Source organism: Caulobacter sp. BE264 (assembly GCF_031457805.1).
GTDB lineage: Bacteria > Pseudomonadota > Alphaproteobacteria > Caulobacterales > Caulobacteraceae > Caulobacter.
Window position 1 is genome coordinate 113546 of record NZ_JAVDXI010000004.1, and the last position, 16222, is coordinate 129767.

Genomic DNA, 16222 nt, shown 5'->3' on the forward strand with positions numbered 1-16222 from the left:
GACTGAAAACCGGACCGCGTGGCGGCTTAGCCGGATCAACGATCCCTCTAAAGCCCGTGTCATCCCGGAAACGCCGAAGGCGTTATCCGGGACCCAGGGGTGACAAGGAACGGTGCGCGCCGCCCCTAGGTCCCGGCTCTAAGCGCTGCGCGCTAGGGCCGGGATGACACCACATTTTGCGCCGCCCCCTAGTTCGGACCGCCGGTGCTGAAGTCGAACTGCTCGGGGCGGGGCTTGCCGCCGCCGAAGGCGTAGCTGAAGCCGATGAACGCGGTGCGGACATTGACCTTGGTCTCGTTCCGGTCGCGCAGGCGCGCGGCGTTGGTCACCCCGGCGATCTTGAAGCTGTCGACCACGTCATTGACCGTCACGACGAAGTTCAGCTTGTCGTTGACCTTGCGGCGATAGCCCAGGTTGATCATCTCGAACGGCTCGCGATAGCCCTGCGGCGTAATGCGACGGCCCGAGGTGAAGGCGTTGATCTGGAAGAAGTCCTTCGGGGTGGCCTGATAGTTCAGATTGGCCCGGCCCGAGAGGCTGGTGTCCGAACGCTTGCCGGTGAAGCCAAGACTCGCCGCATCGATCTCGTTCCAGAACGCCTGGCCGCTGACATTGTAGGTCAGCTTCGGCGTCAGGCGGCCGACGACCACGAACTCCAGACCGCCGTTGCGGCTCTTGGCCAGGTTCTCGCGGGTGGTCAGGAACACGCCGCCGCCCAGGTCCTTGACCACGTCGGTCACGCCGTCGCGGGTGTCGCGATAGAAGGCGGTGGCCAGATAGGTCGTCGGCCCCTTGCGATACTGCCAGCCCAGCTCGAACGAGTCGGTGACCTGCGGCTTCAGGTTCGGGTTGCCCGCCCGGAAGTTATAGGGGTCTTGGTAGATCGGATAAGGGTTCAGATCCTGTGCGCCCGGACGGGCCACCCGGCGGCTGAAGCCGGCGCTGAGGCTGTTGGCGTCGTTGATGCGGTAGCCCGCGTTCAGCGTCGGATAGAGCCGCAGATAGTCGTTCTCGCCCTTCTGCCCCGAGGTGATCTGGTCGGTGCGGATCTCGACCTGTTCGGCGCGAAGACCGGTCTGGACCGTCAGGTCGCCGAACGGGCGCTCGTAGGTGACATAGGCCGCGAACACGTCCTGGTCATAGGTGAAGCGGTTGGTGCGGGCCGGGTCGACGGTCTGGCCGTTCAGCGTGGTCCCGCGCGCGCCGTAGTTGTTGTAGTCGTTGTCGGCGGCTTCGAAATCCAGGCCCGTCTTCAGCTTAGCCTGGTCGGCCAGCGGCTTGGTGTAGTCGAGCTTCCAGTTGGCGCGCTTCTGCTCCGAACCGAAGCTGAAGCCTTCATAGAGGTCGGGCGCGCCTGCGGTGTAGTCGGCGAAGGCCTCGCCGCCGCGCTTGAACCGGGTGATCTCGTACTCGGCGCGCGAGGTCAGCTCGTGGCCCGCGCCGGTGAACTGGCGGCGATAGTCGCCGGCGATCGCCGCGTTGTCGCGGATCATCACGCCGGTGCTGTCGCGCAGATAGGCTTGCTGGGTGACGCCGGCGGCGTTGCGCGACAGATAGGTCTCGCGGCCGTCGCCCTCGTAGTCCATGCCGCGATAACGCACCTCGGCCGACAGGCGGGTCTTCTTGTCGAGGTCGTAGTCGACGCCCGTGCGCAGCGACAGCGCCCCGCCCTTGTTCAACACCTCGGCGGTCTGGTCGGCGTCCAGGGTGACAGCGCCGGCCGCGTTCAGCGACTGGCGGTCCACGATCGAGGTCACTTCCTGGCGGTCATAGCGATAGCTGGCGTCGCCCGACAGCGTGACCTTGCCTTCGCGGCGCTGCGCGCTGATCCCGCCGTTGTAGCGGCCGTCGGGGCCGACATTGGCGCGAACCGTGCCGGTGACGCCCGCCTTCTGGGTCTTCTTGGTGATCAGATTGATGACGCCAGCCGAACCGTCCGGGCGATAGGCGGCCGAGGGGTTGGTCATCACCTCGACGCGGTCGATCTGGTCGGCGGGCAGCTGCTGCAGCGCGTCGGCGCGGTTGTCGCCGTTGAACATGCCCGACGGCTTGCCGTCGATCAGGATGGTCACGTTGGAGTCGCCGCGCAGGCTGACATTGCCCTGGACGTCGACCTCGACCGAGGGGACGTTGCGCAGCGCATCGCTGATCGAGCCGGTCTTGGCGCTCAGATCGTTGGCGACGCTGTAGCTGCGGCGGTCGATGTCGGTGCGCATCGCCGTGGCGTCGCTGCGGATCACCACGCCTTCGACGGCGGTCGGCGCATCCGAGGGCTTGGCCGGGGTGGTCTGGGCGGGCGCGGAGGGCGCAGGGGCCGTCTGGGCCAGACCGAGGGCCGGCGGCGCGATCACGGCCGCGGCGGCGAGGAGGGCGAACTTCAGTCGCAAGGCAGACCTCAACATCAAGCGTCGAGCGTTACGCCGCGGACGTCCGCGCGGTCTCGACCGACAGCCGTAAAGACGTTCCCGCGCGCCGGGACAAATTTCTTTTCGGCAATGTTGCTGGTCGGGGACTCCGAGTGGCATTCGCGCCACAGGCGTATGCACCCCACCTCGGCACTCTAACGTCGCGGAAGCCGGCCGCTGTCTGCTATCGATGCGTCTGCAGGAGCGAGTCCCGCGCGCAGTCGATGTGGTCGTCAGAACCACCGCTTGCGCGCTGATACCGGTAACACTAAGGTCGCCGGCAACCAAAGGTCCGACAAGGATCAGTAGGGCATCAACGGGCCGGTCCGGCCCCATGGGGAGGAAACCTGTGGCTTCAGTATCCAACGCCGGTCCCAGCGCCGGCATGAGCGCCGACGGCGGGAAGGTCAACATGACCTTCGTCGCCGCGATCGTCGCCGTCGCCACGATCGGCGGCTTCATGTTCGGCTACGACAGCGGCGTCATCAACGGCACGCAAGAGGGCCTGGAGAGCGCCTTTAATCTCAGCAAGCTGGGCACCGGCCTGAACGTCGGCGCCATCCTGATCGGCTGCGCCATCGGCGCGTTCGCAGCGGGCCGCCTGGCCGACGTCTGGGGCCGCCGCACGGTGATGATCATCTCGGCCCTGCTGTTCGTGATCAGCGCCATCGGCACCGGCGCGGCCGAGAGCTCGATCGTGTTCATCATCTTCCGCCTGATCGGCGGCCTGGGCGTCGGCGCCGCCAGCGTGCTGTGCCCGGTCTACATCTCGGAAGTGACGCCCGCGAACATCCGCGGCCGCCTGTCGTCCGTGCAGCAGATCATGATCATCACCGGCCTGACCGGCGCCTTCGTGGCCAACTACGTGCTGGCCCACACCGCCGGCAGCTCGACGGCCGAGTTCTGGCTGGGCCTGCCGGCCTGGCGCTGGATGTTCTGGATGCAGGTCATCCCCGCCGGCGTGTTCTTCCTGTGCCTGCTGGGCATTCCGGAAAGCCCCCGCTACCTGGTGGCCAAGGGCAAGGACGCCCAGGCCGAAGCGATCCTCTCGCGCCTGTTCGGCGCGGGTCAAGGCGCCAAGAAGGTCGAGGAAATCCGCGCCTCGCTGAGCAGCGACCACAAGCCGAAGTTCTCGGACCTGCTGGACCCGACGACCAAGAAGCTGCGCGTCATCCTGTGGGCGGGCCTCGTCCTGGCCGTGTTCCAGCAGCTGGTCGGCATCAACATCGTCTTCTACTACGGCTCGGTGCTGTGGCAGTCGGTGGGCTTCACCGAGGACGACAGCCTGAAGATCAACATCCTGTCGGGCACGCTGTCGATCCTGGCCTGTCTGCTGACCATCGCCGTGATCGACAAGATCGGCCGCAAGCCGCTGCTGCTGATCGGTTCGGCCGGCATGGCCGTGACGCTCGGCGTCATGACCTGGTGCTTCTCGACCGCCACCACGGTCAACGGCGTGCTGACCCTGGGCGATCAGGTCGGCCTGACGGCGCTGATCGCCGCCAACCTCTATGTGATCTTCTTCAACCTCTCCTGGGGTCCGGTCATGTGGGTGATGCTGGGCGAGATGTTCCCCAACCAGATGCGTGGCTCGGCCCTGGCCGTCTGCGGCTTCGCCCAATGGATCGCCAACTTCGTCATCTCGGTCAGCTTCCCGGCCCTGGCCGCGGCCAGCCTGCCGATGACCTATGGCTTCTATGCGCTCAGCGCGGTCGTCTCGTTCTTCCTGGTCCAGAAGCTGGTCCACGAAACGCGCGGCAAGGAATTGGAAGCGATGCAGGGGTGACCACGGTCGTTCCTCCCCCGCGTCGCGGGGGAGGTGGCCCAGCGGGCCGGAGGGGGCGAATTCGGCCGACCTCCAACCCGCCCCCTCAGTCGCTCCGCGACAGCTCCCCCGCATCGCGGGGGAGCATCTTCAAGAACCGCCCGGGAGCCCTCGCTTCCGGGCGTTTTCTTTTGCGCCTCATTCAAAATGACACCGGTGGACAAAACCGTCCCAGCCGCTAGCTTGCTGACAACAAAACAAGTCCGCGTTCGGGAGAAACACCATGGTCGACATCAACCGCCGGGGCGCGCTGGGCTCGCTGCTGGCCGGCGCCGGCCTGGCCGCCCTGCCTGCGTCCGGCGAGGCCGCCCAAATGGGCCTGCTCCCCGCCAAGCCGACCAGCGGACCGACCTGGGCCAAGGGGATCGAAGGCCAGCGCAAGGCCGACCTGGGCGATGGGACCTTCCTCAATCCGATCCTGACCGGCGACCGGCCTGACCCGTCGATCCTGAAGGACGGCGCCGACTACTACATGACCCACAGCTCGTTCGACGCCTATCCGGGCCTGCTGATCTGGCATTCGCGTGACCTGGTGAACTGGACGCCGGTCACGACAACGCTGAAGACCAATGTCGGCGCGATCTGGGCGCCCGAGCTCTGCAAGCACAAGGGCCGCTACTACATCTACCTGCCGGCCAAGTTCCCGGGGAACAACACCAGCTATGTGATCTGGGCCGACAGGATCGAAGGGCCGTGGTCCGAGCCGATCGACCTGAAGCTGCCGCGCTATATCGACCCCGGCCACATCGTCGACGAGACGGGCGAGCGCTGGCTGTTCCTGTCGGGCGGCGACCGCATCAAGCTGGCGCCGGACGGTCTGTCGACCGTGGGCCAGCCCGAGCACGTCTATGATCCCTGGCGCTATCCCGATGACTGGGACGTCGAGGGATTCTCGCCCGAGGGGCCCAAGGTCATGCGCCGGGGCGAGTACTTCTACATGATCACCGCCGTGGGCGGCACGGCCGGCCCGCCGACCGGTCACATGGTCATCGCCGCCCGCGCCAAGTCGCTGGCCGGTCCGTGGGAGAACCACCCGCGCAACCCGCTGGTCCGCACCGCCGACAACGCCGAGAAATGGTGGTCGCGCGGCCACGCCACCCTGGTCGAGGGCCCCACGCCCGGCGACTGGTGGGCCGTCTATCACGGCTACGAAAACGGCTACTACACCCTGGGCCGCCAGACGCTGCTGGCCCCGGTCACCTGGACGGCCGACGGCTGGTTCGACATCGGCGGCGGCGACCTCTCGCAGCCCATCAAGAAGCCTAAGGGCGGCAAGTCCGGCCCGCACGGCATGGCGCTGTCGGACGACTTGTCGACCGACAAGTACGGCGTGCAATGGAACTTCTTCGATCCCAAGCCGGGCGAGCAAGACCGCATCAAGCGCGAAGGCGGCGCCCTGATCCTGAAGGGCGCGGGCGAGGCGCCGTCCACCGGCTCGCCGCTGATCTTCGTCAACGGCGACCAGGCCTACGAGATCGAGTGCGAGATCGAGATCGAACCGGAGACCCGCGCGGGCCTGATCCTGTTCTACGACCGCCAGCTCTATTGCGGCCTGGGCTTCGACACGAAGAACTTCGTCACCCACCAGTACGGCATCGAGCGCGGCCGTCCGGCCAATCCGCACGGCGGCAGGATGCTGATGCGGCTGCGGAACAACCGCCACATCGTCAGCTTCCACACCAGCGGTGACGGGGGAAAGACCTGGAAGCGCTTTGATCGCGGCATGGAGGTCAGCGGCTACCACCACAATGTGCGCGGCGGCTTCCTGATGCTGAAGCCGGGGATCTACGCCGCCGGCAAGGGCTCGGCGCGGTTCCGGGGGTTCAAGTATCGGGCGTTGGACTAGGCCCGAACCGCCGATCTCCCCGACTGAATCTGGATCCCGGGATTCGCCGGGAAACTCGGAAGATTGTGATGCTGAAACCCCTCCTCATCGCCGCCGCCCTGCTGGTCGCGCCTATCGCCGTCCACGCCCAGGAACCGATCTTCAAGGCGTCCAAGATCGTGCTGGTGGGCGACTCCACCGTGGCGGTGAACAGTGGCTGGGGCGGGGCGTTCTGCGCCACGCACGTGACCTCGAACATCGCCTGCGTGAACCTGGGACGCGGCGGCCGGTCCAGCCGCACCTATCGCGAGGAAGGCTCGTGGGACCTGGCCCTGAAGGAGATCAGCGCGGGCGGCTTCGAGCAGACCTTCGTGCTGATCCAGCTGGGTCACAACGACCAGCCCGGCCGCCCCGAGCGCTCGACGGACCTGGCCACCGAGTTCCCCGCCAACATGCGGCGCTTCGTCGAGGAGGCGCGCGCGGCGGGCGCCAAGCCGGTGCTGGTCACACCCCTGATCCGCCGGCAGTTCAAGGACGGCCAGGTATTCGACGACCTCGCCCCCTGGGCGCAGGCGATCCGCAAGCTGGCCGCCGAGACCAACACCCCGCTGGTGGACCTGCATGCGCTCAGCCGCGACGCCGTCCAGGCCATGGGGCCGGCGGCGGCGATGCGGCTCGCCGAGATCCCGCCGCCGCCCGAGATCCTCGCCTCGGCCGCGTCGGGAACCACCACGGGCGCGATGTTCTACGAGCCGGTCCTTCCCGGGGCAGAGGCCCCGCCCCGTCCGCCGGCCGCCCCGCCGCCTGCGCCCGGCGCGATGGGGAGCTTCAGGCCGGTGTTCGACTACACCCACCTGGGCCCCGAGGGCGCGGCGCTGTTCTCGGCCATGGTCGCCAAGGCGCTGGCGGACGTCGCGCCAGAGCTGCGGCGCAACCTGCTGCCCTAACTTCGGCTATCCAGCGTCGCCGTGAGCGCCCGAAGCAGCGCCTCGCGCGCGCGGTCGTCCGGCGCGGCGGCCAGGGCCTGGCCCAGCGCCACCTGAAACGCCACGCGCTGATTGTGCCAGTCCAGCTTGCCCGGAGCCTCGGCCGGCAGACGCGGCCGCGCCTCGCCGACCGGCTGCGCCGCGCCGACGCCGTCCAGCGCAAAGCTCTCATCCAGCGCCGGGATCACGAGGCGCTCGGGCGCAAAGCCCGCCTCGGTCAGTCGCCGCCGCAAGCCCTCGGTCGCGTCAGGCTCGCCGTGAGCCAGGAAAATCGAGCCCGCCACCGGCAGCCGGTCCTTGGCCCAGGCCACCAGCCCCGCCGCGTCGGCGTGACCCGAATAGGCGTCGAGTTGCCGGATGCGGGCGCGGACGCTGATCTCGTCGCCCCGGATCGTCACCCGGTTGCGCCCATCGGCCAGTAGCCGCCCCAACGTGCCGGTCGCCTGGTAGCCGCACAGCAGCACCGTCGCCTCGCGCCGCCAGAGCAGGCGTTGCAGATGCTTGCGCACTCGCCCGGCGTCGCACATGCCGCTAGCGGCCAGGATCACGTGCCAGCCTTTCAGGCGGTCCAGCCCATCGCTCTCGGCGGGCGAGTCGAGGAACCGCAGATGCTGCGAGGGCCGCAGCACCTCGAAGGGATTGGTCTGGGTGCGCGGATTCCAGCCGCGTTCCTGGAAGACCTTGGTGGCCTCGATGGCCAGCGGCGAGTCCAGGAAGATGTCGCCCCGGGGAACCTCGCCCTGGTCCATCAGGTCCAGCAGGTCGACCAACAGCTCCTGGCTGCGCTCGACCGCGAAGGCGGGAATCAAGAGGGGACCGCCGGCGGCGTGCGCGGCGCGGACCTCGTCGGCCAGCTGCTGCTTGCGCGCGGCGCTGTCGATCCCGACGCGGTCGCGGTCGCCATAGGTCGACTCCAGGATCAGGTGGTCGACGCCCACCGGCGCGTCGGGATCGTCGAGGAACGGACTGCCGCCGGGCCCAAGATCGCCCGAGAACAGGATGCGCTTGGTCTTGCCCTCCGGGCCAACATCGACCGAGATCGAGGCCGCGCCCAGCATATGCCCGGCCGGCCACCAGGTGGCGACGATGTCTTCGGCGATACGGACCGGCTCGCCCAGCTTGACCTTGCGAAACTGCCGCGCGACCCGCTCGCCATCGCGCTCGGTATAGATCGGCTCGACTGGAGGAAGGCCGCGACGCAGATTGCGGCGGTTGAGGCTCTCGACCTCGTTTTCCTGGATGCCGCCGGCGTCGACCAGCATCACCGCGCCCAGGTCCCGCGTCGCGGCCGTGGCGTGGATCGGCCCTTCGAACCCGGCCAGCATCAGCTTGGGCAACAGGCCCGAATGGTCGATATGGGCGTGGGTCAGCAGCACCGCGTCGACGCGTCCCGCATCGAACGGAAAGGGCTGGTAGTTCAAGGCCTTCAGGGTCTTGGAGCCCTGGAACATGCCGCAGTCGATCAGCACCGTGGCGTGGTCGGTGACCAGCCGGGCGCAAAAGCCGGTGACGCAACCGGCCGCGCCGTGGAAGGTCAAGGTCATGGTCATTCGATTGTCTCTTCCTGCGCATCGCGGGCCCGCACCAAGGCTTGCGCGGACCCCCGCCGCCCTGATCTAGGTCAAGTCCGCGCGGCCATCACCGCATAGTCTGCGCCGTGACGCCACCGTGAGACGCAATCGTGACTGAAGTTCCCCTGCCCCCTTCCGGCCCCGACAACCTGGCGCAGCTGGCCTCGCCGTCCTATCGGCTGGCGGCGCTGGACCAGGATTTTCTGCTCGGCGACTCGATGCGGGGCGTGCGGTTCCTGCTGGAGTTCGCCAAGGCCGATGAAGCGCTGCGCCGCTGGGGCGTGCGCTCGACCATCGTGGTGTTCGGCAGCGCCCGGGTGCGTGAGGACGGACCGCCCCAGCGCGCCCGCTGGTACGCCGAGGCGCGGCGGCTGGGCCAGATCGTCTCCGAGCGCGGCGGGGCCAAGCATCAGAACGGCGACAAGGTCCGTGACAACGTCATCGCCACCGGCGGCGGACCGGGCCTGATGGAGGCCGCCAACCGGGGCGCCTTTGAAGCCGGCGCGCCGTCGATCGGCTTCAACATCACCCTGCCGCACGAGCAGGTCCCCAACCCGTACAGCACACCGGAGCTGACGTTCCGTTTCCACTATTTCGCGATGCGGAAGATGCACCTGGCCATGCGCGCCAATGCGCTGGTGGTGTTCCCCGGCGGCTTTGGCACCTTCGACGAGCTGTTCGAGATCCTGACCCTGCGCCAGACTGACAAGGCGCCGCCGATCCCGGTGGTCTTGTTCGACGAGGCCTATTGGCGGTCGATCATCAATTTCGACGCCCTGGTCGAGCACGGCATGATCGCGGCGTCGGACCTTGACCTGCTGCATTTCGCCGATGACGCGGAAGGCGTCTGGGAGAAGCTGGTGGACTGCGGGCTGAAGCTGCCTGCAACGCCCTAGAGCCCACATCTCCCGTCGTCATCCCGGCCGCAGCGCGCAGCGCGGAGAGCCGGGACCCAGGGGCGGGTCGCACAGAGCCCCTGCAACCCCTGGGTCCCGGATAGCCTCTGCGAGGCTTCCGGGATGACGAGAAATTGGTCGTACTGGTATTGCGCTAGCTTGTGCGTCCGCCTCACGCTCTAGCTGAGCAGGTGCCGCACGGTGGATCGAAGCACGCAGGTCAGAGCGTCACGGTCGAGGTCGGGGTGGTTTACGCCCCGCAGCAGCAGGCCGTCGAACAACAGGCCGACCACCTCGCAGCGCGCCTGAAACTCGGCTTCGGTCCATTCGGGCTTGCGGTCGCGCTCCATCATGGCGCGGGCCAGGGCGCGCTCCTGCTCGTCGGCCGAGCGAACGATGGCGGCGACCTTGCAGTTGCGGGCCGCCTCGGCCACCACCTCAAGCGCCAGGGCCGCGCGGCGTGGGTCGAAACACTTGTCGATCGCCTCGGGCAGGTGGTCATCGATGGAGTCGCGCAGCGTGCCCGGCTGTTTCTCCAACTCGGCGAACTTGTCGCGCATCTCGGCCAGGTCCTGGGCGACGATGGCGGCGATGATCGCCTCCTTGTTCTCGAAGTAGCGGTAGATCTGCCCGACGCTGAGACCGGCGGCCTTGGCGATGTCGGCCATGCTTGCGCCGTGGAAGCCCGACTGACGCACGCGCTCGCAGGCCGCATCCAGGATCTGCTGGCGGCGCGTTTCAGGCGACGGACGCCCCGCGTGTGTTTCGTCAGCCATTGAAAATCCTGGTCGCCATTACATTTCCGTTAGGTCAGCCAAACCGTCGGGGCTGGGTGTTGACTTGCGACACTCGCGCTCCTATGTCCAGCCCGCTTGAGAATGAACGTTCATTCTCACATTGTTCATCATACCGGCCGCGTCAAGGGTAATAGCCCACGCGACCCTCTCCTCCCCGGGGTCAAACATGCACTTCCAACGCTCGGTCGCGGCGACGACCGTGGGACTCGCCGCCATTGCGCTCACCCTCACCGCCTGCGGCCAGAAGCCCGGCGGAGGCGGGGGCATGGGCATGGGCGGACCCACCGAGGTCGGCTACATCGTCGTGCAGTCCCAGCCCGTGGGCCTGACCACGGAACTGGCCGGCCGCACCTCGGCCTATCTGGTTTCGGAAGTGCGCCCCCAGGTCAGCGGCGTCATCAAGGCGCGGCTGTTCGAGGAAGGCTCGATCGTCCGCGCCGGCCAGCCGCTGTACCAGATCGACCCCGCCACCTATCAGGCCGCCTACAACAGCGCCGCCGCCGCCCTCGCCCAGGCCCAGGCCCAGGCGACCGCCGCCAAGCTGAAGGCCGACCGCTACAAGGCCCTGGTCGAGACCGGCGCGGTCTCCAAGCAGGACAATGACGACGCCCAGGCCGCCGCGCTGCAGACCGCCGCCGCCGTCGGCGTGCAGAAGGCCGCGCTGGACACCGCCCGCATCAACCTCAACTACGCCCGCGTGACCGCGCCGATCTCGGGCCGCATCGGCAAGAGCAGCGTCACCGCCGGCGCCCTCGTCACCGCCAACCAGGCGACCGCCCTGGCCACCGTCCAGGACCTGTCGAAGGTCTATGTCGACCTGACCCAGACCTCGGCTGAACTCCTGAAGCTCCAGGCGCAGTTCGCCTCAGGCAAGGTCGGCCGCAGCGGCTCGGCCCAGGTGACGCTGAAGCTGGAGGACGGCTCGACCTATCCGATCCCCGGCCGCCTGGAGTTCTCGGACATCACCGTCGATCCGGGCACGGGCGCGGTGGGCCTGCGCGCGGTGTTCGCCAACCCGAATGGCGTGCTGCTGCCGGGTATGTACGTCCGCGCCGTCCTCAGCCAGGGCGTCGCCTCGGGCGGCATCCTGGCGCCGCAGACGGCGATCCAGCGCGACCCCAAGGGCGGCGCCCTGGTCACCGTGGTCAACGCCAAGGGCCAGGCCGAGCCGCGTCCGGTCACCCTGGGCCAGACCGTCGGCGACAAGTGGCTGATCACCGGCGGCCTGAACGCCGGCGACAAGGTCATCGTCGAGGGTCTGCAGAAGATGCGCCCCGGCGCGCCGATCAAGCCGGTCCCTGCCGGCTCGACCGCCGCCCCTCCCGCTCAAGCCCAGCGCTAAGGCCGGCTCCCCATGCTCTCGCGTTTCTTCATTGACCGGCCCATCTTCGCGTGGGTCATCGCCATCGTGATCATGCTGGCCGGGGCGCTCGCCATCCGGACCCTGCCGGTCGCGCAGTATCCCGACATCGCCCTGCCCCAGGTCACCATCTCGGGCGTCTATCCCGGCGCCTCGGCCAAGACCGTCGAGGACAGCGTCACCCAGGTCATCGAGCAGAAGATGAAGGGCCTGGACGGCCTGGAGTACATGTCGTCGACCAGCGACAGCTCCGGCGCGGCGTCCATCACCCTGACCTTCAAGGCCGGGACCGACATCGACATCGCCCAGGTCCAGGTCCAGAACAAGCTGCAGACCGCCACGGCGCTGCTGCCGCAGGAAGTGCAGCAGCAGGGCCTGACGGTCGCCAAGTCGGCGCGCAACTTCATGATGGTGGTCGGCCTCTTCTCCGAGGACCCGAAGACCACCAACACCGACCTCGCCGACTATCTGGCCTCCAACATCCTGGACCCGCTGAGCCGCGTCGACGGGGTGGGCGACATCCAGCTGTTCGGCGCCCAGTACGCGATGCGTATCTGGCTGGACCCGCAGAAGCTGGCCAGCTTCAGCCTGACCCCGGCCGACGTGGCCACCGCGATCCGGGCCCAGAACGCCCAGGTCTCGGCCGGCCAGATCGGCGGCGCGCCGAACCTGCCGGGCACGGGCCTGAACGCCACCATCACCGCCCAGTCGCGCCTGCAGACGCCCGAGCAGTTCCGCGACATCATCGTCAAGAACACCGCCGGCGGGGCCACCGTGCGCCTGTCGGACGTGGCCCGCGTCGAGCTCGGGGCTGAGAACTACGGTTCGGTCGCCAAGTTCAACGGCAAGCCGGCCGCCGGCCTGGCCATCCGCCTGGCCCCCGGCGCCAACGCGCTCGACACCGCCGCCGCCGTCAAGGCCCGGATGGCCCAGCTCGAGCAATCGTTCCCGGCCAACTACAAGTACGTGGTCCCCTACGACTCCACGCCCTTCGTGAAGCTGTCGATCGAGGAAGTGGTCAAGACGCTGATCGAAGCCATCGTGCTGGTGTTCATCGTCATGTTCCTGTTCCTGCAGAACTGGCGCGCGACCCTGATCCCGACCATAGCGGTGCCGGTGGTGCTGCTGGGCACGTTCGGCGTGCTGGCGGTCTTCGGCTACTCGATCAACACCCTGACCATGTTCGGTCTGGTGCTGGCCATCGGCCTCCTGGTCGACGACGCCATCGTCGTGGTCGAGAACGTCGAGCGCGTGATGTCCGAAGAGGGACTCTCGCCGCTGGAAGCCACCCGCAAGTCGATGAGCGAGATCACCGGCGCCCTGATCGGCATCGCCCTCGTCTTGGCGGCGGTGTTCGTGCCGATGGCCTTCTTCGGCGGGTCGCAAGGCGTGATCTATCGCCAGTTCTCGATCACCATCGTCTCGGCCATGGCCCTGTCGGTGGTCGTCGCCCTGATCCTGACGCCGGCGCTGTGCGCCACCCTGCTCAAGCCCGTCGCGGCGGGCCACAAGGACCACCAGACCGGCTTCTTCGGCTGGTTCAACCGCAGCTTCAACGACGTGTCGTCGCGCTATCAGGGCGGCGTGCGCAAGATCCTGGGCAAGAGCGGCCGCTGGATGGCGATCTACGCCGCCATCATCGTGGCCATGGGCCTGCTGTTCGTCCGCCTGCCCAGCGCCTTCCTGCCCGAGGAAGACCAGGGCACCATGCTGACGCTCGTCCAGCTGCCCGCCGGCGCGACCGAGGAAAAGACCCTGGCCGTGCTGGACAAGGTCCGCGACCACTTCCTGGTCGGCGAGAAGGAGGCTGTGCAGTCGGTGTTCACCGTCTCGGGCTTCAGCTTCGCCGGCGCTGGGCAGAACGCGGGCCTGGCCTTCGTTCGCCTGAAGGACTTCGAGCACCGCAAGGCCGCCAACCTGAAGGCTCCCGCCGTGGCCGGCCGCGCGATGGGCGCGTTCAGCCAGATCCGCGACGCCATGGTGTTCGCCGTGGTCCCGCCGGCCGTGCCGGAACTGGGCACCTCGTCGGGCTTCGACTTCCAGCTCCAGGACGTCGGCGGCGTGGGCCACGAGACCCTGATGCAGGCCCGGAACATGATGCTGGGCATGGCCGCCCAGGATCCGAACCTGGTCGGCGTGCGCCCCAACGGCCAGGACGACACCCCGCAGCTGAAGATCACCGTCGACCAGGCCAAGGCCGGGGCGATGGGCCTGACCACCGCCGACATCAACAGCGCGCTCAGCGCGGCTTGGGGCGGCGCCTACGTCAACGACTTCATCGACCGGGGCCGCGTGAAGAAGGTCTACATGCAGGCCGACGCGCCGTTCCGCATGACGCCGGAGGACCTGAACCGCTGGTACGTGCGCAACAACCAGGGCCAGATGGTCGCCTTCCCGGCGTTCGCCACGGCGTCCTGGACCTACGGCTCGCCGCGTCTGGAGCGCTATAACGGCCTGTCGTCGATGAACATCCAGGGCGCGCCCGCCCCGGGCAAGAGCTCGGGCCAGGCCATGGACGCCATGGAGAAGCTCGCCGCCCAGCTGCCCAAGGGCGTCGGCTTCGAGTGGACCGGCCTGTCGGCCCAGGAGCGGGAGTCTGGCAACCAGGCGCCGGCCCTGTACGCGATCTCGATCCTGGTCGTGTTCCTGCTGCTGGCCGCGCTCTATGAGAGCTGGTCGATCCCGCTGGCGGTGATCATGGTGGTGCCGCTGGGCGTCGTCGGGGCTCTGGCCGCGACTTTCCTGCGCGGCCTCAGCAACGACATCTACTTCCAGGTGGGACTGCTGACGACCATGGGCCTGGCGGCCAAGAACGCCATCCTGATCGTGGAGTTCGCCAAGGACCTCTACGAGAAGGGCATGGGCCTGATCGAGGCCACGCTGGAGGCGGTTCGCCTGCGCCTGCGCCCGATCATCATGACCTCGCTGGCCTTCGTCTTCGGCGTGCTGCCGCTGGCGATCTCCAACGGGGCCGGATCGGGGGCCCAGCACGCGATCGGCACCGGCGTCATCGGCGGCATGATCTCGGCCACCGTCCTCGCCATCTTCTTCGTCCCGCTGTTCTTCGTGGTCGTCGAGAAGATCTTCAAACCCAAGCACGCCGGTCATGACGCCCCTCAAGGCGACACCCCGTCGGCGGAGGCTCACTGAGATGCTGCGTAACCTCACCCTGATCCTGGTCGCCTCGACGGCGGTCGGGGCCTGCACCCTGGCCCCCAAGTACGAGCGCCCGGTCCTCCCGGTCGCCCAGACCTGGTCGACGACGACGCCGGAGGCGGCGACCACCGTCTCGGCCGCCGACCTCGACTGGCGCCAGGTGCTGGTCGATCCGCGCCTGCAGGGCGTGGTCGATCTGGCCCTCAAGCAGAACCGCGACCTGCGCGTGGCGGTGCTGAACATCGAACGGGCCCGCGCCCAGTACGGCGTCCAGCGCGCCGCCCTGTTCCCGGGGATCAACGGCGCGGTCTCCGAGCAGCGCGGCCGCACCCCGGCCTCGACCTCGCAGACCGGCCAGGCCTTCGACACCGAGGTCTACAGCGCCACCATCGGCTTCACCGCCTATGAACTGGACCTGTTCGGCCGGGTCCGCAGCCTGAAGGACGCGGCGCTGCAGAGCTACCTGGCCACCGAGCAGACCAGCCGCTCGGTCCAGGTCAGCCTGATCGCCGAGACCGCCAACGCCTGGCTGACCCTCGCCGCCGACCAGGAGCGCCTGGCGCTGGCGCAGAGCACCCTGGCCACCCGCGAGGACTCGCTGCGCCTCGTGCGCCAGCGGGTCGACGGCGGGGCCGGTTCGCTGCTGGACCTGCGCAACGCCGAGACCCTGGCCGAAACGGCCCGCGCCGACGTCGCGGTCTACACCGCCCAGGTCGCCCAGGACCGCAACGCCCTGACCCTGCTGGCCGGCGGCGAGCTGCCCGCCGACCTGCTGCCTTCGGGGAGGCTGGACGCCGACAGCGTACTGGCGGACCTGCCGGCGGGCCTGCCCTCCGACGTCCTGGCCCGTCGTCCCGACGTGCTGGCCGCCGAGCGCCAACTGCAAGCGGCCAACGCCACCATCGGCGCGGCGCGGGCGGCGTTCTTCCCGCGCATCAGCCTGACGGGCTCGACGGGGTCGGCCAGCACCGAGCTTGGCGATCTCTTCAAGAGCGGGACGGGCGTCTGGAGTTTCGCGCCCCAGATCAGCCTGCCGATCTTCGCCGGCGGCGCCAATGTCGCGAACCTGAACATCTCCAAGGCCGACCGCGACATCGCCGTGGCGACCTATGAGAAGACGGTGCAGACCGCGTTCCGCGAGGTCTCCGACGCCCTGTCGGTGCGCGCCACGGTCGCCGATCGCCTGGCCGCCCAGGAGCGCCTGACCGCCGCCGCCGCCGACAGCACCCGCCTGTCGCAGCAGCGTCGCGACGCTGGCCTCGACAGCGCGCTGACCTTGCTCGACGCCCAACGCAGCCTCTATACGGCGCAACAGGGCCTGATCAGCGCGCGCCTGGCGCAGGCGACCAACCTTGTGACCCTCTACAAGACCCTCGGCGGCGGCGCGCCCGCAGCCTGAGG

The 16222-nt window shown here is 68.4% G+C and carries 10 protein-coding genes; 7 read left to right on the forward strand and 3 right to left on the reverse strand.

Translation table 11 applies throughout. The annotated features are described in order from the left end of the window. Positions 1-188: 188 nt before the first annotated feature. Positions 189-2387 (reverse strand): outer membrane beta-barrel family protein, encoded by a 2199-nt coding sequence (locus J2X45_RS11175; protein ID WP_310214642.1) that lies wholly within the window; start codon positions 2385-2387, stop codon positions 189-191. A 367-nt stretch (positions 2388-2754) separates the two neighbouring features. On the opposite strand from J2X45_RS11175, the gene J2X45_RS11180 reads away from it, so the two are divergent. The 3 genes from J2X45_RS11180 to J2X45_RS11190 all read left to right on the forward strand — a co-directional run bounded on the left by J2X45_RS11180 (position 2755) and on the right by J2X45_RS11190 (position 7002). After that, positions 2755-4191, forward strand: coding sequence for a sugar porter family MFS transporter (locus tag J2X45_RS11180; RefSeq protein WP_310214645.1), 1437 nt, complete (start codon positions 2755-2757; stop codon positions 4189-4191). Between the two features lie 262 nt (positions 4192-4453). After that, positions 4454-6076, forward strand: a complete 1623-nt coding sequence (locus J2X45_RS11185) for a family 43 glycosylhydrolase (protein WP_310214648.1) — start codon at positions 4454-4456, stop codon at positions 6074-6076. Between the two features lie 68 nt (positions 6077-6144). After that, positions 6145-7002 (forward strand): rhamnogalacturonan acetylesterase, encoded by an 858-nt coding sequence (locus J2X45_RS11190; RefSeq protein WP_310214650.1) that lies wholly within the window; start codon positions 6145-6147, stop codon positions 7000-7002. Here the strand turns inward: J2X45_RS11190 and J2X45_RS11195 are convergent. Next, positions 6999-8591, reverse strand: a complete 1593-nt coding sequence (locus J2X45_RS11195) for an MBL fold metallo-hydrolase (protein ID WP_310214652.1) — start codon at positions 8589-8591, stop codon at positions 6999-7001. The two genes, J2X45_RS11190 and J2X45_RS11195, sit on opposite strands and share 4 nt — an antisense overlap. Before the next feature lie 146 nt (positions 8592-8737). Between J2X45_RS11195 and J2X45_RS11200 the strand changes: the two genes are divergently transcribed. Beyond that, a complete protein-coding gene (locus tag J2X45_RS11200; protein WP_310215288.1) occupies positions 8738-9508 on the forward strand; it encodes a TIGR00730 family Rossman fold protein in 771 nt (256 codons plus the stop codon). A 179-nt stretch (positions 9509-9687) separates the two neighbouring features. On the opposite strand, the gene J2X45_RS11205 is transcribed toward J2X45_RS11200, so the two are convergent. After that, on the reverse strand, positions 9688-10284 hold the full coding sequence (locus J2X45_RS11205; RefSeq protein ID WP_310214654.1) for a TetR/AcrR family transcriptional regulator: 597 nt from the start codon (positions 10282-10284) through the stop codon (positions 9688-9690). Between the two features lie 187 nt (positions 10285-10471). Between J2X45_RS11205 and J2X45_RS11210 the strand changes: the two genes are divergently transcribed. From J2X45_RS11210 to J2X45_RS11220, 3 genes are read left to right on the forward strand one after another with little or no spacing between them, the layout of a single operon-like run. Continuing rightward, positions 10472-11647 (forward strand): efflux RND transporter periplasmic adaptor subunit, encoded by a 1176-nt coding sequence (locus tag J2X45_RS11210; protein ID WP_310214656.1) that lies wholly within the window; start codon positions 10472-10474, stop codon positions 11645-11647. A gap of 12 nt (positions 11648-11659) precedes the next feature. After that, entirely contained in the window at positions 11660-14815 is a 3156-nt protein-coding gene (locus J2X45_RS11215; protein WP_310214658.1) for an efflux RND transporter permease subunit, read from the forward strand. Between the two features lies 1 nt (position 14816). After that, the gene (locus tag J2X45_RS11220; protein WP_310214659.1) at positions 14817-16220 is read left to right on the forward strand and encodes an efflux transporter outer membrane subunit; all 1404 of its coding nucleotides are present in this window, start codon (positions 14817-14819) and stop codon (positions 16218-16220) included. The last annotated feature ends 2 nt before the right edge of the window (positions 16221-16222 follow it).

Excerpts from the sequence above, each read along its gene's own strand:
- J2X45_RS11185 (WP_310214648.1), top strand. The coding sequence starts at position 4,454 with ATGGTCGACATCAACCGCCGGGGCGCGCTGGGCTCGCTGCTGGCCGGC.
- J2X45_RS11190 (WP_310214650.1), top strand. The coding sequence starts at position 6,145 with ATGCTGAAACCCCTCCTCATCGCCGCCGCCCTGCTGGTCGCGCCTATC.
- J2X45_RS11195 (WP_310214652.1), bottom strand. The coding sequence starts at position 8,591 with ATGACCATGACCTTGACCTTCCACGGCGCGGCCGGTTGCGTCACCGGC.
- J2X45_RS11205 (WP_310214654.1), bottom strand. The coding sequence starts at position 10,284 with ATGGCTGACGAAACACACGCGGGGCGTCCGTCGCCTGAAACGCGCCGC.
- J2X45_RS11210 (WP_310214656.1), top strand. The coding sequence starts at position 10,472 with ATGCACTTCCAACGCTCGGTCGCGGCGACGACCGTGGGACTCGCCGCC.
- J2X45_RS11215 (WP_310214658.1), top strand. The coding sequence starts at position 11,660 with ATGCTCTCGCGTTTCTTCATTGACCGGCCCATCTTCGCGTGGGTCATC.
- J2X45_RS11220 (WP_310214659.1), top strand. The coding sequence starts at position 14,817 with ATGCTGCGTAACCTCACCCTGATCCTGGTCGCCTCGACGGCGGTCGGG.